Source organism: Mycolicibacterium moriokaense (genome assembly GCF_010726085.1).
GTDB lineage: Bacteria > Actinomycetota > Actinomycetes > Mycobacteriales > Mycobacteriaceae > Mycobacterium > Mycobacterium moriokaense.
In genome coordinates this window covers 4,697,936-4,723,163 of the sequence record NZ_AP022560.1, presented here as the reverse complement: position 1 = coordinate 4,723,163, position 25,228 = coordinate 4,697,936, and the positions used below count along the sequence as shown (strand labels likewise).

The window sequence follows — 25,228 nt, the reverse complement described above, 5'->3', positions numbered from 1 at the left end:
TGCCTCTCAGCGGGCCGGCCGAAACTGGTGGAGTACCAGTTCGTCACCGGATGGGAGGGCCTCGAAGGTCTCGTAGAAGGCCTCGACGGGCATCCCTACCTCGATGGCCTCTGGCTCGATGTCGCAGAGGTTCGACACGATGCGCACACCCTCATCCAGCTCGATGAGCGCCACGACATAGGGGTACTCGAGGAACGGCAGCGGTGGATATTTCGGCATCACGAAGGAGTACACGGTGCCGCGCCCGCTCGACGCGACGTAGTCCCAGTTCAGTGATTGGCAGTTGCCGCACATCGGACGCGGCGGAACGCGCAGCGTCTGGCAGTCGGTGCAACGCTGGATGCGGAGCTCGTGCTCTTTCAAACCCGACCAGAAGAACTCGGTGTCCGGGCTGATCGTGGGGGCCAGCCTGGACGCCATCAGTTTCCGCCCGTCTTGAATCGCAGCGTGCGGAACCACTGACGACCGATCACCTCGTTGTTCTGATCGCGGTAGGTCGTCACCCAAGTGACGAAGAATCCGTTGCCCATCGCCGTCTTCTTCTCATCTGAAATCGAGTCGAAGACCGTTTCGGCGGTGATCTCGTCGCCGACACGGGGGTAGCGCTCGATCTCGAATTCAGAGTTGGTCGCGATGATGCCGGTGTAGCCGGCCTCGGAGAGGAACTCCAGCGGGTTCGACTTGATCTCGACCGGCACCCCGCCACGCTCATGAATGCCTGCCAGTTTCGGCGGAGGCATCGTCCAGCTCTGCAGCATCACCGGCGGTGACACCAGGCCGCCGTAGCGGGAGTTTTCCGCGAACTCGGGATCCAGGTATGCCGGGTTCATGTCATCGAGGGCATACGCCCAGTGCCTGATCATTGCGGCGTTCACCGGATCCGGTGCGCGCGTGGGCTTTCCGATCCCGTCGGTGGGGGTGCCGATCAGCGCGTCGAGGCGCTCTCGTAGTTCCTCGCTGGTCACTGTTGCTGTCCTTTCGTCAGGCTCGTACGTCGCGGGGCGCGCGCGGCATGCCGAGACCCGCCATGGCGATGATGTCGCGTTGCAGTTCGTTGGCGCCGCCGCCGAAGGTGTTGATGACGGCCAACCGGTAGGCCTTCTCGAGTTCGCCCTTCAAGGGTGCGGAATCCCCCTTTCGGGTGCCCGCCTGGCCGACGACGTCGAGTAGCTCGCGCGCTACCTGCTGCGTGAGTTCGGTGCCGAAAACCTTTGCCGCCGAGGCTTCACCCATGCCCAGCGCGCCTGAACTCATCGTGGCGTTCACTCGAAGGTTGAGCAGACGGTATGCCGCGACCTGCGCTTCCACCCGGGCGAGCGCCTGCTGTACCCACGGCTGATCGATGACGTATCCGTCGTCGAGCGCCGTGCTCCTTGCCCAGTCGAGCGTCTTGTTGAAGAGGGGCTCCAAGTCACCGAGGTTGCCGAGTGCGGCCCGTTCCAGGTTCAGCTGGTTCGTCACCAGCTTCCAACCCTCGTTCTCCCCGAGCACGATTGCGCTCTCCGGCACCCGAACATCGTCGTAGAAGGTGTAGTAGGTCGAGACGCCCGGCATGGTGTGCAGGGGTTTCCACGAGAATCCGGGCGAGTCTGTCGGCACGATGAACACCGTGATGCCCTTGTGCTTCTTGACATTCGGGTCCGTGCGTGCGGCCAGCCAGATGTAGTCCGCGAATGCTGCGCCACTGGTGAACATCTTGGCACCGTTGATGACGAACTCGTCGCCGTCGCGCACGGCGGAGGTGCGCAGCGACGCGAGGTCACTGCCCGCACCCGGCTCGGAGTATCCGATCGCGAAGTCGATCTCGCCCTTGAGGATTGCGGGCAGAAACTTGTTCTTCTGCTCTTCCGTGCCGTACTGGATGAGCGTGGGTCCGACGGTATTCAGCGTGACGAAGGGTAGTGGCGCGCGCACTCGGCGTGCTTCCTCGGCGAATATGTACTGCTCGAGTGCGGTCAGACCACTGCCGCCGTACTCGACCGGCCATGCGACGCCGAGTAGTCCGGCTTCCCCGAGGGCTCGTCGGCACTCGGTCATCGCCGCACCGCCCTCCATCTGTCCGGCGACCGCCGCGCGCCGTTCGGGCGTCATGACCGCTTCCAGACGTTGCCGGTAGTCCTTGCGCAGCTGTTCCTGCTCGGGGGTGTAATCGAACTCCATCAGGCGTTCGCTCCCAGTCGTACGGGCATTTTCTTCACGCCGGGCACCATGGTGTCGCGCAGCCGCGTCACTTCCCCGGTCAGTTCGATCGACGGGTAGGTTCCGAGCAGCACCTCGAACATGACCTGTGCCTCGAGTCGCGCCAACTGCGCGCCGAGGCATGAGTGTTCGCCTGCGCCGAATGCGATGTGCACGTTGGGGCTGCGCGTGATGTCCAGCACCTCTGCGGTGTCGCCGAAGATGTCCTCGTCGCGGTTCGCCGCGCCGTAGAGCATGACGATGGTTTCGCCTGCTTTGACCTTCTGCCCACGGATCTCGACGTCCTGGGTCGCCTCCCGCGCCATGTGGGTCACCGGGCTGGTGTAGCGCAGCAGTTCCTCGATGGCGCTGGGCAACAGCGAGGGTTCCCTCAGCAGCAGCGCGAACTGGTCGGGATGCTCGACGAGGGTCTGCGTACCCAATGCGATGAGGTTGCGCGTTGTCTCGTTGCCCGCCACCAACAGCAGGAACGAGAAGTTCAAGAGATCCGCGTCGGTGAGGCGTTCACCGTCGACCTCGGCGTGAGCGAGGATGCTCAGCAGGTCGGCGTCCGGTGCGACCTTGCCGGCCCGCCGCTCCTCGATGAGTTTCGTGAAGTACTCGTACAGCTGGGCGAGCGCCTCGAAGTTGTCCAACTCGATGTCGGGGTCGTTGCGGCCGACGGCCGCGTCGGACCATGCCCGGAACTGTTCCCAGTCTTCGGGTGGGGCGCCCATCATCTCCGCGATCATCCGCGTTGGCAGGGGAGCGGCGATCTCCTCGGCGAACTGGTATTCGCGGCTTGGGTCGATCCCGTCGACGATGCCTCTGACGATCTCGCGCGCCTTCGCTTCCAGCAACGTCACCTGCCGCTTGGTGAAGCCCGCGTTGATCAGCTTGCGGAGCTGCCGGTGCCGTGGCGGGTCGGTGAAGATCAGGTTGCCCTCCTGCACCGGCGTGTCGATTTGCGGGTCGGGGATCGTGATCCCCTTGGTCGAGGTGAACAGCCCCGGGTTGCTGGAGACGTACCGGATGTCCTCGTACTTCGTCAGCGCCCAGAACTCGGTTTCGGCGTTCCACACGACCGGGGTCTTCGCGCGCAATTCGCGGTAGGCCGGATACGGATCTCCGGCATAGAAGTCCGGTGAGTGCAGAGGAACCGTGCATGTGGGTCTTGACGCTGGTGACGCAGGCGCAGCGGGCACTGGGAGCCTTCCTCGACACGATGTGGACATTCGGCTGATCGGACAGATTGTCCAATTATGTCCGGCGAACTCTGTGTCTACCGCACCCGTATTGGCTGTGTCAATCACCGTTTCATGCGTAATTGCAGGCAGATCCATTGACGATGACACGAGGGTCGGTGTACACAGAGCATCGATGTGTCGGACAAATCCGGTGCGGGGCCCACTGCGGGCGATCAAGGAAGGTGCAGTGATCCGATGACCGAGTCACGTTCCCTCGTCGACAGCTACGGCCACTACATCGGCGGGCACTGGGTCGATCCGGACAGCGGGCGCTACGACGTCGTCGACCCCGCCACCGAGCAAGTCATCGCGACGGCACCGGACGCCAGCGTCGCGCAGGTGGAATCGGCCATCGCCTCGGCCCGTGCCGCCTTCGACTCAGGGATCTGGTCGGGTGCGGCGCCCGAGGAACGGTCTCGCTGCCTGCAACAGCTCAGCGACGCACTGCTGGCACGAGCCGACGACTTCTACGCGCTTGCACAGACGGAATGGGGGTGCACGGCGAACGAGCGATTGATCCAGATCGAGGGTCCCGCGTTCATGGTCGGGCGCGCTGCCGAACTGGCGCTGGAACCCATCGAGGCTCCTGCCGATTTCTGGGGGGCCGCGGGCACCACCCTGCTGCGGTACGAGCCGCTCGGTGTGGTGGCGGCGATGACACCGTGGAACTTCCCGCACACGCTCAACGTCATGAAGCTGCGGGCGGCGTTGGCGGCAGGCAACACGATGGTTCTCAAACCGTCGCCGCTCACTCCGCTGGCCGGGTTGGCGTTGGCGCGGATCATCGACGAGGAGACCGACATTCCGCCAGGCGTCGTCAATGTCGTCACCCCGAGCGGCATCGACGCGAGCAAGGCGCTCACGCTCGATCCGCGGGTGGACATGGTGACCTTCACCGGCAGTTCCGCGGTCGGCCGCGATGTGATGGCGGCCGCTGCCACCACGATGAAGCGCATTCTGCTCGAGTGCGGCGGCAAGTCGGCGTGCATTTTCCTCGACGACGTCGACGTCACCGACGAACTTCTCGAGCGGGTGCTATTCGACGGTTGCACCCTGCATGCGGGTCAGGCCTGCATCCTCAACAGTCGGCTCGTCGTGCCCGACGAGATCCACGATGACGTCGTGAGCCGGTTGGTCGAGCTGGCGCGAAACGTGACCGTCGGGGATCCGCGCGACCCGGATGTGGCGATGGGTCCGCTGATCAGCCCCGGACACCTGGAACGTGTCGAAGGATTCGTCCACCGCGCCGAACGGGACGGCGCGAAAGTCGTTGCAGGCGGTGAGCGTCCGAAAGATCTCGGCACCGGCTACTACTTCGAGCCGACGATCCTGACCGACGCGACGCCTGAGTCCTACATCGCGCAGGAGGAGGTGTTCGGGCCGGTGCTTACGGTGCTGAGGTACCGCGGCGACGACGAGGCCGTGGCGATCGCGAACAATTCGGCGTACGGTCTCGGCGGCGCGATCTGGGGCACCGATGTGGAGCGGGCCGTCGACGTCGCGCGGCGCATCCGCACCGGACAAGTGTCGATCAACGGCACCATCTCCGGCGATGCGCCGTTCGGCGGCTTCAACCAGAGCGGCATCGGCCGCGAGGGCGGGGTCATGGGACTTCGGGCATACATGGAACCGAAGGCGATCGGGGTGCCTGCGTGACCGCACCGCTGACGGGACTGCGCGTCGTCGAAGTCGGCACTGAGATCACCGCACCGTACTGCACGAAACTTCTTGTCGACCTCGGTGCGGACGTATGCAAGATCGAGCTGCCGTCAGGCGATCCACTGCGGTGGTGGGGGTCCTCCGGTGGACTATTCGAGTACCTCAATGCCGGAAAGCGGGGATGCACAGTCGATTCCGAATCCCCCGGTGACATGTTGCACGACCTGATCGCGCAAGCCGATCTGCTGGTCGAGAACCTTGCCCCAGGCTCGGTGCTGCGCCGGTACTGGGGCATCGACCACGACAGCCTGCAACGGATCAACCCGAATCTCGTCGTGGTTCGAATCTCGGATTACGGGCAGGACGGCCCGCGCCGCGACCGCCCGGCGACGCCGTTGACCGTTCAGGCCGCATCAGGCTGGGTGAGCACCCGGGAGCCGGACCGGCCGCCGGTGCAGTCCGGCGCACGCATCCCCGAGTACATCGCGGGTGGTTACGCCGCGCTGGGCGCCTTGACGGCGCTGCGGGTCGCGGCCGCGGACACCGGACGGGTGGTCGAAGTCGACGTCTCGACATTCGAGGCGCTGTTGTCGACTCTGCCCTACCCGATGCTCATGGCGGCGCGGCTGAAAAGCATGGGCCTACCGCCGAATTCAAAGGCCGGACCGATGCTGGGCATCGTGCGCGCTGCGGACGGCTGGGTCGGAATCAACTGTCTGACCGGCCAGCACTGGCTGGATGTATGTGCGATGGTTGGGCTCCCTGAGTTCGGGGACAAGCAGATCGCCATCATGTTGGGTGGGCCTGAGCGCGCCGAGTTCTTCGCCAAGGCGCAGCCGTGGCTTGACTCGATGAATGTGGCCGACCTGGTGGAGTTGAGTCAGGCGATGCGGATCCCCGCAGCGCCGATCAACGACGGCGCGACGATTCTGAACTGCCCGCAGTACCGCGAACGCGGGTTCTTCATCGAGAGTGACGCGCCCGGTGGTCGCTTTGTGCGGCCGGGTGCACCCTTCCGGTTGGCCAGAACGCCAGTGGCCGCTCCGAGGCCGGCGCCGCCGCTGGGTGACGATGCCGTCACCGGCTGGCCGCTCCGTGCTGAGGCGCAAGGGTCGTCCGCCCCGGCTGAGGTCGATGCGCCGTTCGCGGGGCTGAAAGTGTTTGATCTGAGCACGTTTTGGTCCGGCGCTTACCTCACCATGTTCTTGGGTGCGTTCGGCGCTGACGTCGTCAAGGTCGAGTCGATCCAGCGCCCCGACGGGCACCGGTATTCAGGTTCGCTGCTGCGCAGCAGCGACGACTGGTACGAGATCGGCCCGATGTGGCAGGCCACGAACCTCAACAAACGCGATATCACGCTCGACCTGACCTCGGAAGCGGGCCGCCAGCTCGCACTGCGATTGGCCGCCGAGGCCGACGTCGTGGTGGAGAATTTCTCACCGCGGGTGGTGGAGCAGTTCGGCCTGGATTACGACTCGTTGGTGAAGGTCAACCCGGATGTGATCATGGTTCGCATGCCCGGCCTCGGGCTCGAGGGACCGTGGCGCGATTACGTCGGATGGGCGCTGAACTTCGAGCAACTGTCCGGAATGTCGGCGGCCACCGGCTATCCCGACGGTCCGCCGTGCAACCTGCAGGGACCCGCCGATCCCGTGGTCGGCACCCACGCGACCATCGCGTTGCTCGCCGCCCTCGAACACAAACGCAGGACCGGCGAGGGCCAACTGATCGAGGTCGCGCAGATCGAGGTCGGAGCCGTGGTGACGGCGGAACCGGTCATCGAATACTCGCTCACGGGCCGAGTGCCCCAGCGAGAGGGAAACCGGCACCGCATTTACGCGCAGGGGGTATACCCGGCGGCCGGTGAGGATGAATGGGTGGCCGTGTCGGTGCGCGACGATGCCGACTGGGCCGCCACGGTCGAGGTGATGGGCAGACAGGAGCTGGTTGACGATCCGCGGTTTGCGACGGCGGAGGCGCGTCTGGCCAACCACGATGCTTTCGACGAGTTGCTGCAACAGTGGACGGCCACCCAAGACCCGGACGAGGCCGCGGACGCACTGCGTCGCCGCGGGGTCCCGGCGGAGCGACTACTCACCGGCGACCGCATGTATGACGTGGATCAACTGGATGCGCGGGGTTTCTACGTCGATCTCGAACACCCACTCTCGGGCCGGCAACGGTTCCCGGGCTGGCCATTTCGGATCACCCCTGGACCGCTGCGGCATCATCTGACGCCGTCGCCGACCCTGGGGCAGCACAACGACGAGGTGCTGACCGCGCTGGGTCTGTCCGAGGGAGAGGTGGCGGCGCTGCGCGAGCAGAAGGTCATCGGAGAACGACTGCTGAACGCCTAGCGCCGAGTTCACGCTCGACGCCGAGTGCTTAGGTTCAGACCGAGACCTTCAGCCCCAGCTGCTCGATGGCGTTGCCGCCCATGATCTTCGCCTTGGCGGTCTCGGAGATGCCCTCGAGTCGGTCGACAAAGCTCAACGGATCGCCGATGCCCTCCGGATGGGGGAAGTCCGAGCCGAACATCACGTGGTCCTCGCCCATGATCTCGATGATGCCCTTGATGTCGTCCTCGAGGAACGGGTGGATGTAGACATTGCGCTTGAACACCTCCACGGGATGTTCTTGGAACTCCTTGGGCATCGTCCGGTAGGCCTTGTCCAACAGACGCAGCAGGTTTCGTACCCAGCCACTGCCGTTCTCCACCACGAGCACCTTCAGGTCGGGGAAGCGCGAGAGCGCACCGTGGCAGATCAGGGCGGCCAACGTGTCCTCCATGGCCCGGAAGCCCATCACCACCTCGCGCAGCGCGCTGGGTTTGAACGACAGGTACTCGTCGCCGCCCTCCCATTCCATGAGGTGCTTCTGGTAACCGCTGTCGGCGGCGTGGAACGTCACCGGAATGCCGGCGTCGACGACCTCCTGCCAGAACGGGTCGAATTCGGGCAGGCCCATCGAGCGCGAGCCCCCGAACCGGCTCGGCACCGGCGCAGGCCGCACAAGGAAGGTCTTCATGCCGCGCTCCAGGCACCAGCGGAACTCCTTGATGGCCTCCTCGACGATCGGCAGGCAGATCACCGGCGTGGCGAAGATCCGGTCCTTGTAGTTGAACGTCCAGTGCTCATGCATCCACTCGTTGAGCGCGTGGATGATCGCGTGGGTCAGGACGACGTCGTCGGTGGTGCGTTCTTCGATGAGGCTGGCCAGCGTGGGGTACATGACGCACTGGTCGATGCCGAGTTCGTCCATCAACTCCAACCGGGGTGCCGGCGCCTGGAAGGCCGGGATGACATCCATTGGCTCGCCGACGAATTCGCGGAAGTTCAGCCCCTCGGGGTTGTTGCCCAGGAAGTAGTCCTCGGCGCTACCCGGGCGAGCGACGCGCTCGAACGTGGGGTTCGGGATCATGTGGCTGATGTGGTCCTTGACGACCAACTTGGGCCGCCCGTTGACCTCGACGTAGCCGACCTTGCCGCGATGCTCTCTCGGCAGGTACTTGGTGAGCGCGTCGGTGGTCTCATACATGTGGTTGTCGATGTCGAACACCGGGTACGGCAGTGACCGGGGAGACATGAGGCGGAACCTCCTCAGAGCAGCGGATATGTGCGTTTACGCCAAGTGAGAATGACGTTATCACTTCGACGCGCCAACCTCCATATCGGGTCAGTCGCTGGACAGTTCCTTCCAGGCATTCACGACGGCGTCTGTCGTCGTCACGGTCGCCAGCAGTGCCAACGTGTTGTCGATGACGGCGTCTGCGTACTCCCGCGGAAATCCGGCGACGGCGTCGCGCGGCAGTACGAATTGATAGCTGCGATTGACAGCATCCATCGCGAAGTTCTGGATCGCGATGTTGACCGAAACACCTACGCCCACAATCGTCTTGACGCCGAGATTGCGGAGCACCGGATCGAGATCCGTCCCCGTCATGGGCCCCACGCCGTGCGTACGGGTGAGGACCAGATCGCTTGGATCCGGGCCGAACTCGGGCAACACGGAGGCACCCGGACTGCCGGGCGTCAGATCTGCGGTGAATGACTTGCCGGCCATGAACAGCCGGGCGTTGGTGTTCGACCCGCGGTTGTCCGCACGCTTCTGCATCAGGCAGTGGACGACGGGCACCCCTGTCGCCCGCGCCGCGTCCAGCAGCGTCGCGATGTTGGGAATTGCCTCACGCCGCGCCTCGTCGGCCAGCATCGGCAGGCCGGCCTGCGGGCCTATCACCCCACCCTGGCACTCCTGGGTGACCAATGCGGTCGTGGACGGATTCAACAGGTCGAGCAGGCTCGGTTGCGGCATGAGAACAGACGTTATCGTGTGTGAGAATGCATTTTCCAGAGGGAGACGCAATGGATGGGTGGGAGCTCGAGATCCGTGAGTCGGTGCGCCAGACGCTCGCCGACTACACCGCAGCCACCGACCGGTTCGATCTCAGCGCCCTGGCGGCGTGCTTTGCCCCGGATGGCGTTCTCGAGTTCACCGGCGGCGACGAACCACTCGTCGGTCCTACCGCGATCGAGCAGGGCCTTGGGGGCGCGCTGGCCAGGGAACCCGATCCGGTGCGCCGGATGCCGTCCCACGTTCGCCACCACGTCTCCAGCATCCGGTTCGGCGCGGTCTCCCGCGACAGAGTCGAGGTGAGCAGCTATTTCGCGGTCCACACCGACATCGGACTCGACCACTGGGGTCGTTATCGCGATGTGCTCGTGCCGGTCGACGGCCGCTGGTTGTTCGCCCGGCGCCGGATCAGCGTTGACGCGTTCGCCGAACAGAGCCTCATGGCGTGATGAACTCCGCGGCGAAGGCGCGCGCCCGCTCGATGTACTCGCCGCGGTCGGCACCGGTCGGCGCGACGACAAGCCAGGTGACCCCCGCGGCCTCGAGCTTGGCGATCGTGGCATGCCGTTCGTCGGCCGACCGGCTGTCGTCCAGGAGGTTCCCCGCTGAAAAGCAGATGTCCAGTGGGTCCGTGCGCCCGATCTCCGCGGCGTACTTGCTGGCCCACGCGATGGCGGACGCCAACTCATCGACGGTCGAGATCTCCGCTGTTCGCGAGGCGGCGGCATAGCCGAACGTGTTGAACGGAGCCCACCCCTGAGCGCGGGATACCGCCCGACGCACAGCCGGCTTGCTGTTGCCGCCGACCCAGATCGGGGGTGGAGCAGCGATGGGGCGCAACCGGACACCACGGGCGGCGAACGAGATCCCCTCGTAGGCGACATCATCGCCGGCGAACACTTTCGCCAACACATCCAAAGCCTCGTCCAGTAACGCACCGCGATTGTCGAAATCGATTCCCAGCGCTCTGAATTCGGGCTTTAGGTAACCCGCAGCGGTGCCGACGATGAGGCGGCCGCCGGACAGCACATGCAAGCTGTGGATCGACTTCGCGCCGAGGAACGGGTTGCGATACGCGGCGATGTAGACGTTGGTCAGAAGTCGCACATCCGTCGTTGCGGCGGCCGCGAACGACAGCGCGACAAAGGGATCAAGTGCATGGTGTCCACCGTGGTCCAGCCATTTCGCGTCGGGCGCGGGATGGTCGGTGACGTGCACGGCGCGATAGCCGCTCGCCTCGGCCGCACGCGCGACGTCGGCGATGGCTTCGGCGGTGACGAACTCCGCAGCGGATTCGACTCGCTGGGTGGGGAGTTCAAGGGAGAACGAGATGGGCACGGTGATCCTTCCGGCTAGTGTGAAGACGTAACGAGGTCTGCCAAGCGTTGCGCGTGGTGGTCGGGGCTACCGAAGATCAACTGGCTGGCCTTGGCGCGTCGCACGTATAGGTGTGCGTCGTGCTCCCAGGTGAATCCGATGCCACCGTGGATGCGCATATTGTCCAAGGCGACTTGTAGAAGTGCCTCTGAACAAACCATTTTCGCCACCGAGGCCGCACGCGAGAGCTCATCGGTGTCTGCGACCTCCGCTGCATGCATCGCCGCGGATCGCGCACCCTCGACGAGCACCAGCATGTCGGCGCACCGGTGTTTGATGGCCTGAAAGCTGCCGATTGCGCGGCCGAACTGGATGCGCTCCTTGGCGTACGCGACGGCCATGTCCAGGCATCGCTGCGCGGCTCCCACCTGTTCGGCGGTCAGTGCCACGATGGCGAGATCGGATGCGCGGGCTAATCCGGGTGCGGCATCACCATCGGTACCGATGAGCCGTGCGGACACATCGTCGAACCGGATCCGCGCGATCTTGCGTGTGCGGTCGAGTCCGGCGAGCGCCTCACGCTCCAGGCCGTGGGCGTCCGCGGACACGGCGAACAGTGAGATCCCCGCTTCGGTACGGGCCGCGGCGAGTATGAGATCGGCGGTGTGCCCGTCGAGAACTCGCCCCGCTTCACCGGACAGCGAGAACGCGTCACCGTTTCGGTGCGCGGTCAGCGACACCGACGCGGGGTCCCACGCATCGAGGCGTCCGTTGAGGATCAGTGTGGCGGTGCACCCACCGTCGACGATCGCCGGTAGATAGTCCGACATGGCGGCCCGGTCGCCGGCGGCGATAAGCGCCTGAGCGGCCATCGCCACAGTCGAGAAGAACGGCGAGCATAGGAGCGCGGCCCCCATCTCCTCGAATACCACGCCGAGTTCGGCTGCGCCCGCGCCGGCACCGCCCCATTGCTCAGGCACCGCGATCCCGTGCAAACCGAGTTCCGAAGCCATGCGCAGCCACGTGTCCCGGTCGTAACCCTGCACCGTTTCCATGAGTGCCCGCACCCGGTCGCTGGATGACGCGGTCGAAAGGAAATTACGGACGGCGGCACGGAGTTCGGCGGCTTCACTGGCACCCACGGGCCACCTCCGGTGGGGTCCGACCGAGCCTGGTACCCGTGGACGTTGGTGCGGTCATGTATTCCTTCGCTGGCGGGCTCGGCTTCGCCTTACCGTCCCACCTGGGATAGGCATTCCCGGGCGAGGATAGTATCTTTTCTGAAATAGGAGAATATCCATTCTCGCATGAAGGGGCCGCGCGGTGACGACGAAACTCGACTACGGGATCATTGACTGCGACACGCACTGCTACGAGACCCGCGATGCGTTTACCCGGTACCTTCCCAAGGAATTTCAGGATCGGGCGATCACCACGGTGCGCGGAGCGGACGGGGTTGAAGTCATCCTCGCCGGCCGTCGCGTCGCGACGTTCAACAGCGAGGGCGGGCTGGGGCTTGACGTCGCGTACCGGCCGGGGTCGCTGAAAGAGATGCTCAGGCAGATGGGGTCGGGCGACCCCGACGAATCGTACGAGCCGCAGCCCATGCAGCCCGAGTACATCGAGCGTTCGGCGCGCCTCGCGGTGATGGAGAAACAGGGCGTCGAGCGGATGGTCATCTATCCGAGCGGAATGGCTCTCGCCGCGGAGCACTATGTCGATGACACCGCGGCCCTGTACGCGAACCTGCGGTCGTTTAACCGGTGGTTCGACGAGGAATGGGGCTTCAACCGTGACGATCGCATCTACGCCACTGGCCTGCTTTCGCTTCGCGACCTGGATTCAGCCGTCGCCGAGACAGAAGCGCTCATCGCGCAGGGCGCGAGATTCGTCCTGCTGCCCACCGGGCCGGCCTACGGCCGATCCCCGGGTGACCCGTACTTCGATCCGATCTACGCCCGCCTTCAGGAGGCCGGCTGCGTGCTGGTGTTCCACATCATGCCCTTCTGGTATTTCGACGCGATCTCACCCGCGTGGGGGCACAATGCGGATCCCGCATCGTGGCACATGTCAGCCTGGCAGTGGATGAACATCTATGGCCAGCGGCCGATCGAAGACACGCTTTCGGCGCTGATATTCGACAACCTGTTCGGCCGGTTCCCAGGACTGAAAGTCCTTGTCGCCGAACATGGTGCCGAATGGGTGCCCTTCTTCACCAAGCACATGGACAAGAGTCGGGGCATGGGCCGAAACGGTCCGTGGATCGGCGGGAAACTCACCGAACGGCCGTCGGCGATCTTCCGGGAACACGTTCGTGTGGTGCCGTACCCCGAGGACGACATCCCGGCGATCGTGGCAGGCCTCGGCTACGACGATTGCCTGGTGATGGGTTCGGACTATCCGCACGCCGAGGGCCTGGCCGAGCCCGCCGACTTCGTCAAACTCCTCGACCCCCTCGACGATGCGGCCAAGAAGAGGATCATGCGCGACAACGCCGATCAACTGTTGAGCCGGAGCTAGGCGCGTATGGCTGACGAGGACTCGGCGGACGTCGACCTCGACCTGCTGCGCACCGCGGCGCGCGAATTCTTGTCCGGTCGTGGCGCACAGGACTCCGTCAAAGAGCTTGCGGCGATGGACTGGACCGGTCTGCTCGTCGACGAGGACCTCGGCGGCAGCGGCTGGCGTCCCGTGGAGTCGACGGTCATCGCCGAGGAACTCGGTCGCGCGCAGAACACCGCGCAATGGCTTGGCAGCGTCGCCGCCGCGGCCGCGTTGAGTTCGGCACCGCCGGAGATTCGCGACAAGTGGCTGCCGGCGATGCTCGACGGAACCGGCACAGCCGCGTGCGCCCTGGCCGGCGACGTAGTCCGGATCACCGGCGCGGATACGGTCGACATCATTGTGGCACTGGGCGACAAGGGAATTGAACTCTTCGAAGCAGTAGGCTCACTGCCGCGAGAGCTCGATGACGAACTGCTGGACGTCAGTCGCCCGGTATGGCGCGTCGATCTCTCCGGTGCGCAGGGCGTGTCGATCGGCGAGGCCGAACGAGCGAATCAATTGCTCGCGTTGGCGAGAGTACTGCTCAGCGCAGACTCGCTCGGTGCCCTGTCGGCTACGTTCGACCGGTTGGTGGCCTACCTGAAGGAGCGCATCGCCTTCGGGGCGCCGATCGCGAGTTTCCAAGCCGTACAACACCGATTGGTGGATCTGTTGGTCCTCGAAGCCAAGGCCCGCGCGATTGTCATGAAGGCGGCGCGCGCGCTGGCCGCCGATGCCGACGACGCCCCGACGCTGTCAGCGGTGGCGCACGCGTTCGTCGCCGCCAAGGCCGCCGCCGCAGTGGACGAGTGCATGCAACTGTCCGGCGGTATCGGGTTCACCTGGGAGTATCCGCTGCATCGCGAAATGCGCCGGGTATTCACCAACGCCTATCTGCTCGGCACGGCGCGCTCCAGCCGTGGGCTTATCGCGGACAAGGCCGGCTGGTGAGCGCCCCGGGAACCCGGCCCACGGAGGCCGAACTAACCGAATTCCGCGACCGTGTGCGGGCACACATCGCTGAACACGCGCCGTCGTTCGGCGCCAGGGAAGGCCATCGGGCACCGGAGACCCCCGAACAGGAAGCCCAGTTGCGCAGCTGGTTCGCGTCGCTGTTCGACGCGGGTTTCGTCGGCGCCGACTGGCCCGTGGAGTTCGGCGGCCGCGCCGACCACCATCCGCTGCATGATCGCATCGTCTCCGAGGAGATTCTGCGGGCCCGCGCACCGCGACCCGTCGACCAGGTCAACCTTGCGGCCCATGTGCTGTTGCATTTCGGATCCGACGAACAGAAGTCCGCGCTGCTGCCTCCGATCAGAAGCAGTGAGCACGTCTGGTGCCAGCTGCTCAGCGAGCCCGATGCGGGTAGCGATATCGCCGCGGTCCGCAGCAGGGGAGTGCAGCAACCCGACGGGTCCTGGGTTCTTGACGGACAGAAGACGTGGATCACCGACGGGCATTGGGCCGATATGGGTTTGGCGCTGATCCGCACTGATCCGTCGTCGTCGCGCCACCACGGACTCTCGGTGTTCGTCGTGCCGTTGGCCGCACCTGGTGTTGAGGTGCGTCCCATTCGCACGATCAACGAGGCGATCGAGGTCAACGAGGTTTTCCTCGACGGAGTGACTGTCGCGGGGAACAGCTTGATCGGCGAGGCGGGCCAGGGATGGTCGATCATCATGGCCGGTCTCGATTTCGAGCGTTTCGGGATCGGCGGCAACGTCATCCTGTTGGAGTTGCTCAGCGATGACCTGGTCACGGTCGCTCGCCACGGTCTCATCGGCGGTGTGCCCGCGATTCAACATGAGGACATCCGCCAGAAGGTCGCCGAGTTCGCCGTCGAGGTGGAGGTCGCCAAGGCCTTCATCGACGACCACGTGGAGCGCATGGTCGCCGCCGCGGACCGCGTCGGCGACGGTTCGATCGCCAAGCTCAGCTTCGCCGAGACCTATCACCGCATATCGGCCTACGGCGCCGAACTGGCCGCGATGGTCTGCACCGTTGCCGCCGACCCAACTGTGGAGCTGGCCAAACAGCGTTTGAAAGAATGCTGGCTGTGGTCACGTGCCTACACCGTGTCCGGCGGGAGCAACGAAATGATGCGTAACATCCTCGCAAAACGTCGACTGTTGCTTCCTTCCCGCTGATGGCGCACACCTTCTGGAGCCTGGTCGACACGACTGCGCGGACGCACCCCGACCGCGTCGTACTCGTTGACGACTTCGGTCGCAGCCTGACCAGCGCCCAGTTGCGTGATGCTGCCGAGAGAACCGCCGCCGCGCTGGCCGAACGCGGGGTCGTCGAAGGCTCCGTGGTGTCGTGGCAACTGCCGACCACCCTGGAGACGATGGTCGTGATGGCGGCGCTGACCCGTCTCGGTGCTCTACAGAACCCCGTGTTGCCGATTTGGCGTGAGAGCGAAGTCCGTTTTGTGACAGCACAACTCGGCACAGAGGTGATCATCGTGCCCGGTGTGTGGCGCGGGTTCGACCATGCCGCACTGGCCAAAGAGCTGGCGAAGGACAATCCGATGACGGTCGTGGTGGTCGACCACGACGCTCCGATCACCACGGGACTGCGCTTGCCTTCCGGTGATCCCGCAATCCTGCCGCCGCCGCCGACGTCGGCCGAAGATGCGCGGTGGGTCTACTACTCGTCGGGGACGACCGCGGCGCCGAAAGGTATCCGGCACTGCGACCGCTCGGTGATCGCGGGGTCGGCCGGGGTGGTGGGGATGTTCGGCGCCTCCAGCGACGACGTCAATCCGATCGCGTTCCCGGTGTCGCATATCGGCGGTGCGGCGATGTTGGCGGCAAGCCTGCTCACCGGTATGCGGATGGTGCTGTTCGACGTATTCGATCCGGTCGCCACACCGAAGGCGGTCGCCGCGCACCGGCCGACAATGCTGGGATCTGCGACCCCCTTCTTCGTCGCTTACATGGCCGCGCAGCGCGCACACGGCGCAGAACCGCTCTTTCCGGATCTGCGCGGGTGCGTGGGTGGCGGCGCACCCATCACACCCGAACTGGGACGGCAAGTGCGCGAAACGCTTTCGGTGGCCGGTATCGCGAACTCGTGGGGCCTCACCGAGTTTCCCGTAGTGACGTCACCCCCACCGGATGGCGACCCGGAGGTCCTTGACCACACCGTCGGACGGCCCGTACCCGGCGTCTCCGTGCGCGTCGTCGATGACAACGGGCGGGAAGTACCGACCGGCGAGGAAGGCGAACTCCGTCTCAAGGGCCCGCAGTGTTTCCTCGGCTACGTCGACGAGTCGCTGAACGCCGACGCGTTCGACGCCGAGGGTTGGTTCCGCAGTGGGGACCGGGGCCGGATCGACGCGGACGGCAACGTCGCCATCACCGGACGGATCAAGGACGCCATCATCCGCAACGCGGAGAACATCTCGGCACTCGAGATCGAGGGTGTGTTGGCGACCCATCCCGGGGTGGCCGACGTTGCGGTCATCGGCGTGCCCGACCCTCGCACGGGGGAGCGAGTGTGTGCCGTCGTGGTCGCCGCACCGGGGGCGGAGGTGACGCTGAGTGCGCTGGCGGATCATTGCCAGTCGCTGGGTTTGAGCAAGCACAAGTCGCCCGAACGCCTCGAAATCGTGGCCGAACTGCCCCGCAACCTGACTGGCAAGGTGCTCAAGAACAAGCTTCGAGAACAGTTTGGCTGCTGATTCCGGCGATTTCACCCAGCAAAGGTTCTGCAGCAGAGCGGATTTCGTCGATGGTCATGGTTCGGAGGGGGTGAATCCCAAGAATCAGACGCACGCGTCCGGAATCGTCCAGAACAGGCGCCGAGATCGTGGCCACCGGGTGAGCGCCGAGCGAGTTGTCGTCCGACAAGGGGTTGGCCGAAATGAACTCGACACGCAGTTGGTCGACCACTGCGCGCAAATTCTGCGGAACGGTTTCCCCTGTCAACGTTCCGAGTGCATGGGCTGCCTGGGCCAGCGCCGGGGTCATCCAGTCGACGTCATAGCCGCGCGCTCGGGTCTCTGCCAGCACCCCGTGCAGGCGCTCAACCAGTTGTGCGTCGCCCGCTGCGCCACGCCGCACCCACGACTCCTGCTCGTCAGGCGTATCCCATGCGGCACAGGCGATTCCAAACGGAGGCGCATACGGGATACGTTCTCGGGGGAGATTGCGTCCGGCGGAACCATCGGGGTTCGCAAAAGCGGTGATGACCAACTCGTCTCCGTTGCGTTCGACCACCGAAGCCGGCATACCGGTGGATTTGACGAGACGATCGATGGCATCGCGCGCCGTGGCAGCCAGTGGCCGGGTCGTCGCGAGACGATGCGCGATGACGGCTAGTGCCGGGCCAAGCGCAAATTCTTTCGAGGTCGGGTCTCGGCTGACCCAACCGCGTGCCGTGAGCGTCTTGAGGATGGCGTGTGCGGTTGCTTGCGACAGGTTGAGCTCGCGTGCCACGTCTGAGAAGCGCAGCGGGCGATCGCGCGACTCGCTGAGCAACTCGATGACGTCGAGTACGCGCTCGGTCGGCGCCGAATTCGCTCCACGCAACCTTGACTCCTTCTCGTCGGCATCCTACGGTCATTCTCAATAATTAGAGAATAGTTCTCGAATAATAGAGAAATCGTCGCGAGGATGTGAGCGCGTGCGCGCAGTCGTGTTGCGAGACGGACAACTCTCGGTCCGTGAGACCGCGGATCCCGTTCCCGGCCCGAACGATCTCCTTCTGAAAACGTTGAGCACCGCGATCTGCGCGTCGGACGTCCACTTCATGGACCATCCCGAACTCGCGATAGACGATCCGACCGGACGGTCCCTTTACGACCCTGACCGCGACATCGTCATGGGCCACGAGTTCGTGGGCGAAGTCATCGGCCACGGTCCCGGATGTAGCGATGCCTTTCCGATCGGAAGTCGGGTGACGTCGATGCCGGTCCGCTTGGTAGCCGGCGGAGCCGGCGGACTCCGGATCATCGGCCAACACCCCGAGGCGCAGGGCAGCTTCGGCGAGTTGCTCGTCGTGCCGGAGGCAACTGCTCGAGTCATCGAGGGGTCGGTGTCCAGCGACGCGATCGCGGTTGTGGACGCGTTCGCGGTCGGTGAGTACTACGTTCGTGTCGCCGAACTCAAACCCGGTGAGATTCCGATCGTCGTCGGTGCCGGCGCGATCGGGCTGTCCGCGGTCGCGGCCTTATCGGCCCGCGGTATCGAGCCCATCATCGTCTCCGACTTCAAAGCGGAGCGCCGCGAACTTGCGAAGTCGGGATTCGGCGCCCATGTACTGCACGATCCTGCCGAAGGGTCTTTGTTCGATGCCTTCCGCGAAACCCGTCTTGAACACAAGCTTTCCGGAACGGCGGTGGTATTCGAGTGTGTCGGAGCACCGGGACTCATCAACTCGATCGTCAAAGAGGCGGATTTCTACACTCGCATCTACTGCGCCGGCGGCTGGTACACCGGTGACACGCTGGACATCACAGAGGCGACCCGCCAAGGTTTGACATTGAGGTTCGGCGGCGGGCCGATGCCGGAGGACTGGTACGGCGTACTCGACGCGGTGGTCACGGGGCGCCTCGACCCGATGCCCAGTGTCGGCAGGATCATCGGCCTCGAGGAGGTGCCCGATGCACTCGACGATGCTCGCCGCTCTGACGGGCCGCCACGCATTGTCGTGCACCCGAATGGAGATGTCGTGTGAGTGACCGCGACGACCTCATCGAGCTGACGGTCCGCTATGCGACCGCTATCGATACGGAGCAGTACTCGCTGCTGACCCAGGTCTTCACCGACGACGCGCAGGTGGACTACGGCGAGGTCGGTCAGTGGACGGGCGGCGCCGCGGTCGCCGAGTTCATGGAGGCGGCGCATGTCATGGCGGCCCACACCATGCATCGCATGTCCAATCAGGCCGTCGACATCGACGGCGACACTGCCACGATTCGTACGTACGTCGACGCGCTGATCCTGTTAGAGGACGGATCGGGCGCGAATCCTGTCGGCTACTACGACGACCACGCGGTGCGAACCACCGACGGCTGGCGAATTGCACGTCGCTCCTACACCTCCGTTCGCCTGGCGGCGGTCCCGGCACCATGACCGCCATCGCTGAGAAGTATGGACCGTGGGCGCTGTTGGTCGGCGCATCCGACGGTGTCGGCGCTCTGTTCGCCGAGCGCCTCGCGAGCGAGGGTGTGAATGTCACGCTCGTAGCTCGCCGTCAGCATTTGCTCGACGAGGTCGCTCAGGGTATTCGCGAGCGCACCAATGTCGAGACGCGGACAGTCGCAGTCGACCTCATTGACCCTGATGCTTCGCACAGAGTCATCGAGGCGACCGATGACCTCGAGATAGGCATGCTCGTTTACTGCGCTGGCGGTGATCCGAATTACCAGCCTTTCCTTGCCAATCCGGTGTCCGCAGCCGAAGACCTACTGCGCCGCAATTGTTTGGTATTGATGCGGTTGTGTCACCACTTCGCAGGCCAGATGGTCGAGCGGGGAAGGGGTGGCATCGTGAACTTCACGTCGGGGGCCGCACTGGCCGGTGGCCGAAACATGGTGGCTTACGGGGGAACCAAAGCCTTCGACATGGTGTTCACCGAGGGTTTGTGGGCGGAGCTGCACGACAAGGGTGTCGATGTGCTTGGACTGGTCCTCGGCATGACAGATACCCCGGCGTTGCGAAAGTTGGAGTTCGAGCGCGGGCGCCTGGCGTCGGTCGACAAGGTCCCCGCGGGCGCGGTCACGGCCGCAAGCGTCGTCGACGAGGCGTTCGCCAACCTCGGTAACGGACCGACGATCGCCACCGGCGATGACGTCCGGATGGCCTTCGAACTCTTCAAGTCCATGTCTCGCAACGAGGTTGTCCGCCTGATCATGCAGATGTCCACCGAAGTCATGGGTACCGACGACCGCCCGGGGAGTTAAACACGAGATGTTCACCCTTCGCTTCGACATGCGTGCGCCCTCGATCGGTGCACCCCCAACCGAGCTGTACGCGGCAGCGAGCGAGATGGCGGCGTGGGCGGAGACCCGCGGGTGCGTCGCCGTCGTTTTGTGTGAGCATCACTGCGCGGACGATGGGTACCTCCCGTCGCCGCTGATGCTCGGTGCGGCGATCGCCGCGCGTACTGAGCAGTTGATGCTGAACCTGGTGATCCTCCTTCCGTTCTACGACGTCGCGCGCCTGGCAGAGGACATGTCAGTTCTGGATCACATCAGTGCTGGGCGGGCGACCTATGTGTTCGGGATCGGTTACCGCAAGGAGGAATACGACCACTTCGGCTTGTCAGTCTCCGATCGCGGGCGGCTGGCAGACGAGAAACTCGGGCTTCTTCGGCGCCTGCTCGCGGGAGAGGAGGTCGTACACGCCGGTCGGCGGATGAGGGTGACCCCGCAGCCCCGAACCCCCGAAGGTCCCATGATGAGTTGGGGCGGTGCCAGCCTCGCGGCGGCCCGACGTGCGGGGCGAAACGGGTTGGGGCTGCTCGCCAACGGCAGCGTGCCGGGTATGCAGGAAGCCTACGAAACTGCGTGCCGGGAGAATGGTTTCGAGCCTGGGTTCATGCTGATACCCGAGCGTGATGCTGCGACCAACTGTTTCGTCGCCGAGGATGTTGACGCCGCGTGGGACGAGATCGGCAAGTATTTGTTGCACGATGCGATGGCGTACTCGGAGTGGAATCCCGACAACACCGTCTCCGCCAACATCACCACCGCCAAGACCATCGACGAGTTGCGGTACAACTCGTCGTCTCACGTGATCCTGTCGGTGGACGAAGCACGCAAACGCGTCGCCGCAGGCGAGGTGTTCAACCTCAATCCGTTGTGCGGGGGGATACCCCCGGCAATTGCCTGGCCGTATTTGAAGAGATTCGCTGAACTGGGCTAGCCAGGGGGAGACATGAGCAGCGACCGCGTGGCCTTGAACAAAGAGATCGCTTTCCAAAAGTGGGAAGGCTATGCGAAACCGATCGACCGTGGCCGCCACGTGAACTTCGGTGAGAAGTTCGTCTTTGCCCCCGATTACGTGATGATGAGTCCCCATTTCAACGATGGCACCCCACAATCGGCGGCCGAGATGTTCTCGGACGAGGTCGCGGCGGCCATGGCCGAGTACGCGCCTGACGGCGACATGCTCACGGCGGAATGGCGCATGTGGTGGAAGCACATGCCGGATTATCGCCTTGTCAGCCCGTTCGAATGTGTTGCCGGGGAATGGGGTTTCTCGTCCTGCGACACCTACGCGGGGACACTCCCCGACGGGTCAGTGTTGGAATTGCGCGAGTGGGATTACATCTGGATCAACGAGGCAGGCGAGGTCACCCGTTGGGACTGGTTCGTCGACCCTGACAAGTGGGAGCAGTTGCTTGCCCTCGTCGGGCTCGAGCCGAAGGGATTGACGAGCCAGCAGTACACGGTCAACTTCTTGCGCGAGGGTGGTTCCCGCAACTGAGCGCGCCCATCTGGGCAGCCCGTAATTGCGCGGGTATCCGGACATTCGCCACATCGACTGGTCAACTTTACATATCATGTAGCGGTGTTCTATGCCTGCGTGTTCAAGGGGCGCTGTGCGCTTCTTGATAGCGTCCCGGGGAGTGGTGGACTTCGGATCTGGCGTGGTTCACGCGTTGCGATCAACGAGTCATGTTGAACGCTAGGTGATTTGGTGTTGTTTGACAAGTGCTGCCGCGGCGTGTTTTGTCTCGATGACGGCGCGTAGTTCGTCCATGGAGACATCGGAAAGATAGCGGCGGGTGACCTGCCACTCGTCGTGGGCTTCGATGACTACCGCGGTGGCCAGGCGCAGGAACGCTGCGGGGTTGGGGAAGATCTCCACGACATCAGCGCGGCGCTTGATCTCCTTGTTGAGCCGTTCGATGGGGTTGTTCGACCAGATCTTCTGCCAGTGCGCCCGCGGGAACGCGGTGAACGCCAGCACGTCGGTCTTGGCCTCGCCGAGCATGGCCGCGACTTTCGGGAAGCTAGGGGCCAGGGTGTCGGCGACGCGGTCCCACTGGGCGGCGACCTCGGCGGGGTCGGTGTGGGCGAAGATCGTCTTGACCGCCGCAGTCACCGCCGGCGCGTGTTTGGCGGCGACCGCGGTGTGCAGGTTACGCATGAAATGTACCCGGCACCGCTGCCACGATGAACCGGTGAACTGCTGCGCCACCGCGGCTTTGAGCCCGGCATGGGCGTCGGAGATCACCAGATGCACCCCAGTCAGGCCGCGGGCTTTCAGCGACGCCAGAAACTCTCGCCAGAACTCGAAGGACTCACTGTCACCGACCGCAGTGCCCAGCACTTCACGGGTGCCCTCGAGGGAGACCCCGGTAGCCACCACCAGGGCCTGAGAGACGACGTGCGCCCCGATACGCACCTTGCAGAACGTCGCGTCGCAGAACACGTACGGGAACTGCGTGTGGGTCAAGCTGCGGGTCCGAAACGCCTCGATCTCCTTATCCAGGCCCGCGCAGATCCGTGAGACCTCCGACTTGGAGACCCCCGCCGCGACGCCCATCGCCGCGACCAGGTCATCGACACTGCGGGTCGACACGCCGTGCACGTAGGCCTCCATGATCACCGCGTGTAACGCCTTGTCGATACGGCGGCGCCGCTCCAACAGCGACGGGAAGAACGACCCAGCCCGCAGCTTGGGGATCTGCACCTCAATATCGCCTGAGGTGGTCGACACTGTCTTCGGGCGGTGCCCGTTGCGGTGCACCGTGCGTTCGTCACTGCGCTGATAGCGGCCCGCGCCGATCGTGGCGGTGGCCTCGGCCTCGATGAGCTGCTGCAGGCCGGCGCGGATCAATTCGGCAAACACTGCGCTCGCATCAGCGGACTTGAGCGCGTCGAGCTGGGCAAGCAGGGCAGAATGATCCTGGGTCATCGCGTCGTGTGTCTTCCTGTTGAGTCACTTGGTAGGTAACTCACTGACCACTACGCGATGGCCCACCCCAACACCGGCAACGACACACCCAGCACCATCGGCCTCAGCTCCCGAAACCCCACCACACCAGGGGACTTACCCCGCTTCTTGGTCGGTATGGCACAAGGTGACGCGAACGTTGTTCGGACATGCTGACTTTGGGGCAGACGCAAGGGGCAGAGGAGAGCCATGAGTAACGGACATCATGGGGTGTGGGGCACGCGCCATCGAGTCGTAGTGCCATGAGTGAACGACAGCAGGGGGATATAGCCGCCAAGAATGATTATGAGGCCGTCGCGCTGCGATTCGCCGCCGCAATGGGGGCTGACCCGAAAGCGATGTACGACCTGCTTGCCGATGACTTTGTCCGCCTCGGTGAGGAGACCCTGTGGCAACCGTTGGGCAAAGCGAACTACGTGGCCATGTCGGACAATTTCCTCAGCGCATTCCCTGACGTGTCGTGGCAGGTCGTCGAGGTACTTTCAGACGGGGACCGGGTCGTGTTGCAGGTCGTGGAGACCGGCACATTCTCGCGACCCTGGGTGATCGGGAATGTGGAGATTGCTCCGAATGACCGGCCGTACAGCATCCGGGGCGCAGTGTTCATGACTATCGCAGAAGGGCAGATCCACACCTACACGTACATTCACGACGCATCTTTCACGAGTACGTACGCCGATGTACTCACCGACGACTTCGCCCTCGCTTATTACGAGTTCTTGATCGCCCCATATGCGCCGCTGGACTGATCACAAGCAACCTTCGTAGGCGGTCGCGCCGTGGCTGACCACCGCACTCACATTCATCGAGCGTCAACAACTACAACCCGATCAGTTCCTTGAGGTTGCCGCCCATCACTTTTGCCGTGGTCTCGGCTGGTAAACCTTCGAGCTCTCTGACGAAGTCCACTGGATCCGCCAAACCCTCCGGATGCGGGTAATCCGAACCGAACATCACCCGGTCCGCGCCGAGGAGATCGACGAGCTGGGACATGTCCTCTTCGTGGAAGGGGTTGATCCATACATGCCTGCGGAAGACGTCGGCAGGATGCTCACTGAAGTCATACGGTCGCTTGCGGTACACGCGGTCGAACACGTCCAAGAGCCGGTTCGCCCACGATCCGCCGTTCTCGATCACTCCGATGCGCAGCCCGGGGAACCGCTCGAATACCCCGTGCGCGATGAAGGCCGCAAGGGTATCGAAGATGTTGCGGCTCTCCTCGTAGATGAAGCCTCGCAGCTTGCTCAACGCGAAACCGTTGAATTCGGCGGCGTCCTCCCAGTCGTCGACATAGCGCTCATAACCGGAATCCGAGTTGTGCATCTGGACCGAAATTCCCGATGACTCCACCAGCCGCCAGAAGTCGTCGAACTCCGGCAGCGCCGCCGAGCGCGACGTTCCGTCTTCGCGCGGAACCGGGGCCGGTCGGATCAATACCGTCCTGGCGCCGTTCTCCAAGCACCATTCCAGCTCCCGGACTCCCAGCGCCGGATCGTTGAGCGAAATCGCGGGCACCGGGAAGATCCGGTTCTGGTAGTTGAATGTCCAGTCGTCGAGCAGCCAGCGGTTGAAGGCGTGCGTGATGGCGTGGGTCAGCTCGGTGTCGGACTTGGTCCGCTCCTCGAGCATGCCCGCCGTCGTCGGGAACATCACCGCACCGTCGACTCCCTGACGGTCCATCAGCGCCAAGCGCAGGTCGGGTCGACGGAACTCGTCGGGGCACCGGATCGGCTCGGCCAGCTCACGCAGCGTCTTGCCTTCGGGGTTGATGCCGCGGAAGTAGTCAGACCACGCCCCCGGGGTAGGGATCACTTCGTACGTCGGATTGGGGATGGTCTCGGTGACGACGCCCAGGATCTGCAGCTTCTTGCGTCCCTTGATGTCGACGAATTTGAGGGCTTCCGAGTACTTCTGCGGCAGGTACCGCGTATAGGCGTCGATGGTTTCGTACATGTGGTTATCGGCATCCCACACCTCGAATGCCCTCGTGTCGTCCATCTTCGCCTCCAAAGGTGAGAA

At 64.3% G+C, this 25,228-nt stretch carries 24 protein-coding genes; 13 read left to right on the top strand and 11 right to left on the bottom strand.

Annotation, left to right across the window (positions count from 1 at the left end):
* Positions 1 to 6: 6 nt before the first annotated feature.
* The 4 genes from G6N43_RS23250 to G6N43_RS23235 are packed head-to-tail and all read right to left on the bottom strand — an operon-like array spanning position 7 to position 3,332.
* A complete protein-coding gene (locus tag G6N43_RS23250) occupies positions 7 to 420 on the bottom strand; it encodes a Zn-ribbon domain-containing OB-fold protein (protein ID WP_083149448.1) in 414 nt (137 codons plus the stop codon).
* A complete protein-coding gene (locus tag G6N43_RS23245) occupies positions 420 to 965 on the bottom strand; it encodes an FAS1-like dehydratase domain-containing protein (RefSeq protein ID WP_083149449.1) in 546 nt (181 codons plus the stop codon). The genes G6N43_RS23250 and G6N43_RS23245 overlap by 1 nt, the downstream gene beginning before the upstream one ends.
* Before the next feature lie 16 nt (positions 966 to 981).
* Positions 982 to 2,160: an acyl-CoA dehydrogenase family protein gene (locus G6N43_RS23240; RefSeq protein ID WP_083149450.1), complete on the bottom strand. Its 1,179-nt coding sequence runs from the start codon at positions 2,158 to 2,160 to the stop codon at positions 982 to 984.
* A complete protein-coding gene (locus tag G6N43_RS23235) occupies positions 2,160 to 3,332 on the bottom strand; it encodes a cytochrome P450 (protein WP_083149515.1) in 1,173 nt (390 codons plus the stop codon). The genes G6N43_RS23240 and G6N43_RS23235 overlap by 1 nt, the downstream gene beginning before the upstream one ends.
* A gap of 288 nt (positions 3,333 to 3,620) precedes the next feature.
* On the opposite strand from G6N43_RS23235, the gene G6N43_RS23230 reads away from it, so the two are divergent.
* Positions 3,621 to 5,081 (top strand): aldehyde dehydrogenase family protein, encoded by a 1,461-nt coding sequence (locus G6N43_RS23230; protein WP_083149451.1) that lies wholly within the window; start codon positions 3,621 to 3,623, stop codon positions 5,079 to 5,081.
* Complete coding sequence (locus tag G6N43_RS23225) at positions 5,078 to 7,441, top strand: CaiB/BaiF CoA transferase family protein (RefSeq protein ID WP_083149452.1); 2,364 nt, start codon at positions 5,078 to 5,080, stop codon at positions 7,439 to 7,441. Before G6N43_RS23230 ends, G6N43_RS23225 begins: the two co-directional genes overlap by 4 nt.
* A gap of 34 nt (positions 7,442 to 7,475) precedes the next feature.
* On the opposite strand, the gene G6N43_RS23220 is transcribed toward G6N43_RS23225, so the two are convergent.
* Both G6N43_RS23220 and G6N43_RS23215 read right to left on the bottom strand, forming a co-directional pair.
* Positions 7,476 to 8,669, bottom strand: a complete 1,194-nt coding sequence (locus G6N43_RS23220; RefSeq protein ID WP_083149453.1) for an amidohydrolase family protein — start codon at positions 8,667 to 8,669, stop codon at positions 7,476 to 7,478.
* Positions 8,670 to 8,759: 90 nt separating this feature from the next.
* Positions 8,760 to 9,395: a cysteine hydrolase family protein gene (locus tag G6N43_RS23215; RefSeq protein ID WP_083149454.1), complete on the bottom strand. Its 636-nt coding sequence runs from the start codon at positions 9,393 to 9,395 to the stop codon at positions 8,760 to 8,762.
* Between the two features lie 50 nt (positions 9,396 to 9,445).
* Between G6N43_RS23215 and G6N43_RS23210 the strand changes: the two genes are divergently transcribed.
* Positions 9,446 to 9,883 (top strand): nuclear transport factor 2 family protein, encoded by a 438-nt coding sequence (locus G6N43_RS23210; RefSeq protein ID WP_083149455.1) that lies wholly within the window; start codon positions 9,446 to 9,448, stop codon positions 9,881 to 9,883.
* Here G6N43_RS23210 and G6N43_RS23205 read toward each other — a convergent pair.
* Entirely contained in the window at positions 9,873 to 10,772 is a 900-nt protein-coding gene (locus G6N43_RS23205) for a TIGR03619 family F420-dependent LLM class oxidoreductase (protein ID WP_083149456.1), read from the bottom strand. The two genes, G6N43_RS23210 and G6N43_RS23205, sit on opposite strands and share 11 nt — an antisense overlap.
* Positions 10,773 to 10,786: 14 nt before the next feature.
* The gene (locus G6N43_RS23200; protein WP_083149457.1) at positions 10,787 to 11,893 is read right to left on the bottom strand and encodes an acyl-CoA dehydrogenase family protein; all 1,107 of its coding nucleotides are present in this window, start codon (positions 11,891 to 11,893) and stop codon (positions 10,787 to 10,789) included.
* A gap of 181 nt (positions 11,894 to 12,074) precedes the next feature.
* Between G6N43_RS23200 and G6N43_RS23195 the strand changes: the two genes are divergently transcribed.
* The 4 genes from G6N43_RS23195 to G6N43_RS23180 are packed head-to-tail and all read left to right on the top strand — an operon-like array spanning position 12,075 to position 16,980.
* On the top strand, positions 12,075 to 13,271 hold the full coding sequence (locus G6N43_RS23195) for an amidohydrolase family protein (RefSeq protein ID WP_083149458.1): 1,197 nt from the start codon (positions 12,075 to 12,077) through the stop codon (positions 13,269 to 13,271).
* A 6-nt stretch (positions 13,272 to 13,277) separates the two neighbouring features.
* The gene (locus G6N43_RS23190) at positions 13,278 to 14,246 is read left to right on the top strand and encodes an acyl-CoA dehydrogenase family protein (protein WP_083149459.1); all 969 of its coding nucleotides are present in this window, start codon (positions 13,278 to 13,280) and stop codon (positions 14,244 to 14,246) included.
* Positions 14,243 to 15,442, top strand: a complete 1,200-nt coding sequence (locus G6N43_RS23185; protein WP_083149460.1) for an acyl-CoA dehydrogenase family protein — start codon at positions 14,243 to 14,245, stop codon at positions 15,440 to 15,442. Before G6N43_RS23190 ends, G6N43_RS23185 begins: the two co-directional genes overlap by 4 nt.
* Complete coding sequence (locus G6N43_RS23180) at positions 15,442 to 16,980, top strand: class I adenylate-forming enzyme family protein (protein WP_083149461.1); 1,539 nt, start codon at positions 15,442 to 15,444, stop codon at positions 16,978 to 16,980. The genes G6N43_RS23185 and G6N43_RS23180 overlap by 1 nt, the downstream gene beginning before the upstream one ends.
* Here G6N43_RS23180 and G6N43_RS23175 read toward each other — a convergent pair.
* The gene (locus G6N43_RS23175) at positions 16,946 to 17,830 is read right to left on the bottom strand and encodes an IclR family transcriptional regulator (RefSeq protein ID WP_083149462.1); all 885 of its coding nucleotides are present in this window, start codon (positions 17,828 to 17,830) and stop codon (positions 16,946 to 16,948) included. The genes G6N43_RS23180 and G6N43_RS23175 overlap by 35 nt on opposite strands.
* 94 nt (positions 17,831 to 17,924) lie before the next feature.
* Between G6N43_RS23175 and G6N43_RS23170 the strand changes: the two genes are divergently transcribed.
* From G6N43_RS23170 to G6N43_RS23150, 5 genes are read left to right on the top strand one after another with little or no spacing between them, the layout of a single operon-like run.
* Positions 17,925 to 18,977 (top strand): zinc-binding dehydrogenase, encoded by a 1,053-nt coding sequence (locus tag G6N43_RS23170; RefSeq protein WP_083149463.1) that lies wholly within the window; start codon positions 17,925 to 17,927, stop codon positions 18,975 to 18,977.
* Complete coding sequence (locus G6N43_RS23165; protein ID WP_083149464.1) at positions 18,974 to 19,375, top strand: nuclear transport factor 2 family protein; 402 nt, start codon at positions 18,974 to 18,976, stop codon at positions 19,373 to 19,375. Before G6N43_RS23170 ends, G6N43_RS23165 begins: the two co-directional genes overlap by 4 nt.
* Positions 19,372 to 20,205 carry an SDR family NAD(P)-dependent oxidoreductase gene (locus G6N43_RS23160; protein ID WP_083149465.1) on the top strand — a complete coding sequence of 278 codons (834 nt, stop codon included), beginning with the start codon at positions 19,372 to 19,374 and terminating at the stop codon, positions 20,203 to 20,205. The genes G6N43_RS23165 and G6N43_RS23160 overlap by 4 nt, the downstream gene beginning before the upstream one ends.
* Positions 20,206 to 20,212: 7 nt before the next feature.
* A complete protein-coding gene (locus G6N43_RS23155; RefSeq protein ID WP_083149466.1) occupies positions 20,213 to 21,169 on the top strand; it encodes an LLM class flavin-dependent oxidoreductase in 957 nt (318 codons plus the stop codon).
* Between the two features lie 12 nt (positions 21,170 to 21,181).
* Entirely contained in the window at positions 21,182 to 21,733 is a 552-nt protein-coding gene (locus G6N43_RS23150; protein WP_083149467.1) for a hypothetical protein, read from the top strand.
* Between the two features lie 201 nt (positions 21,734 to 21,934).
* Here G6N43_RS23150 and G6N43_RS23145 read toward each other — a convergent pair whose 3' ends face one another.
* Complete coding sequence (locus G6N43_RS23145; protein ID WP_163658098.1) at positions 21,935 to 23,170, bottom strand: IS256 family transposase; 1,236 nt, start codon at positions 23,168 to 23,170, stop codon at positions 21,935 to 21,937.
* Positions 23,171 to 23,451: 281 nt separating this feature from the next.
* Here G6N43_RS23145 and G6N43_RS23140 point away from each other — a divergent pair, with 281 nt between their 5' ends.
* Complete coding sequence (locus G6N43_RS23140) at positions 23,452 to 23,958, top strand: ester cyclase (RefSeq protein WP_083157092.1); 507 nt, start codon at positions 23,452 to 23,454, stop codon at positions 23,956 to 23,958.
* A 70-nt stretch (positions 23,959 to 24,028) separates the two neighbouring features.
* On the opposite strand, the gene G6N43_RS23135 is transcribed toward G6N43_RS23140, so the two are convergent.
* On the bottom strand, positions 24,029 to 25,207 hold the full coding sequence (locus G6N43_RS23135) for an amidohydrolase family protein (protein ID WP_083157099.1): 1,179 nt from the start codon (positions 25,205 to 25,207) through the stop codon (positions 24,029 to 24,031).
* Positions 25,208 to 25,228 lie beyond the last annotated feature (21 nt).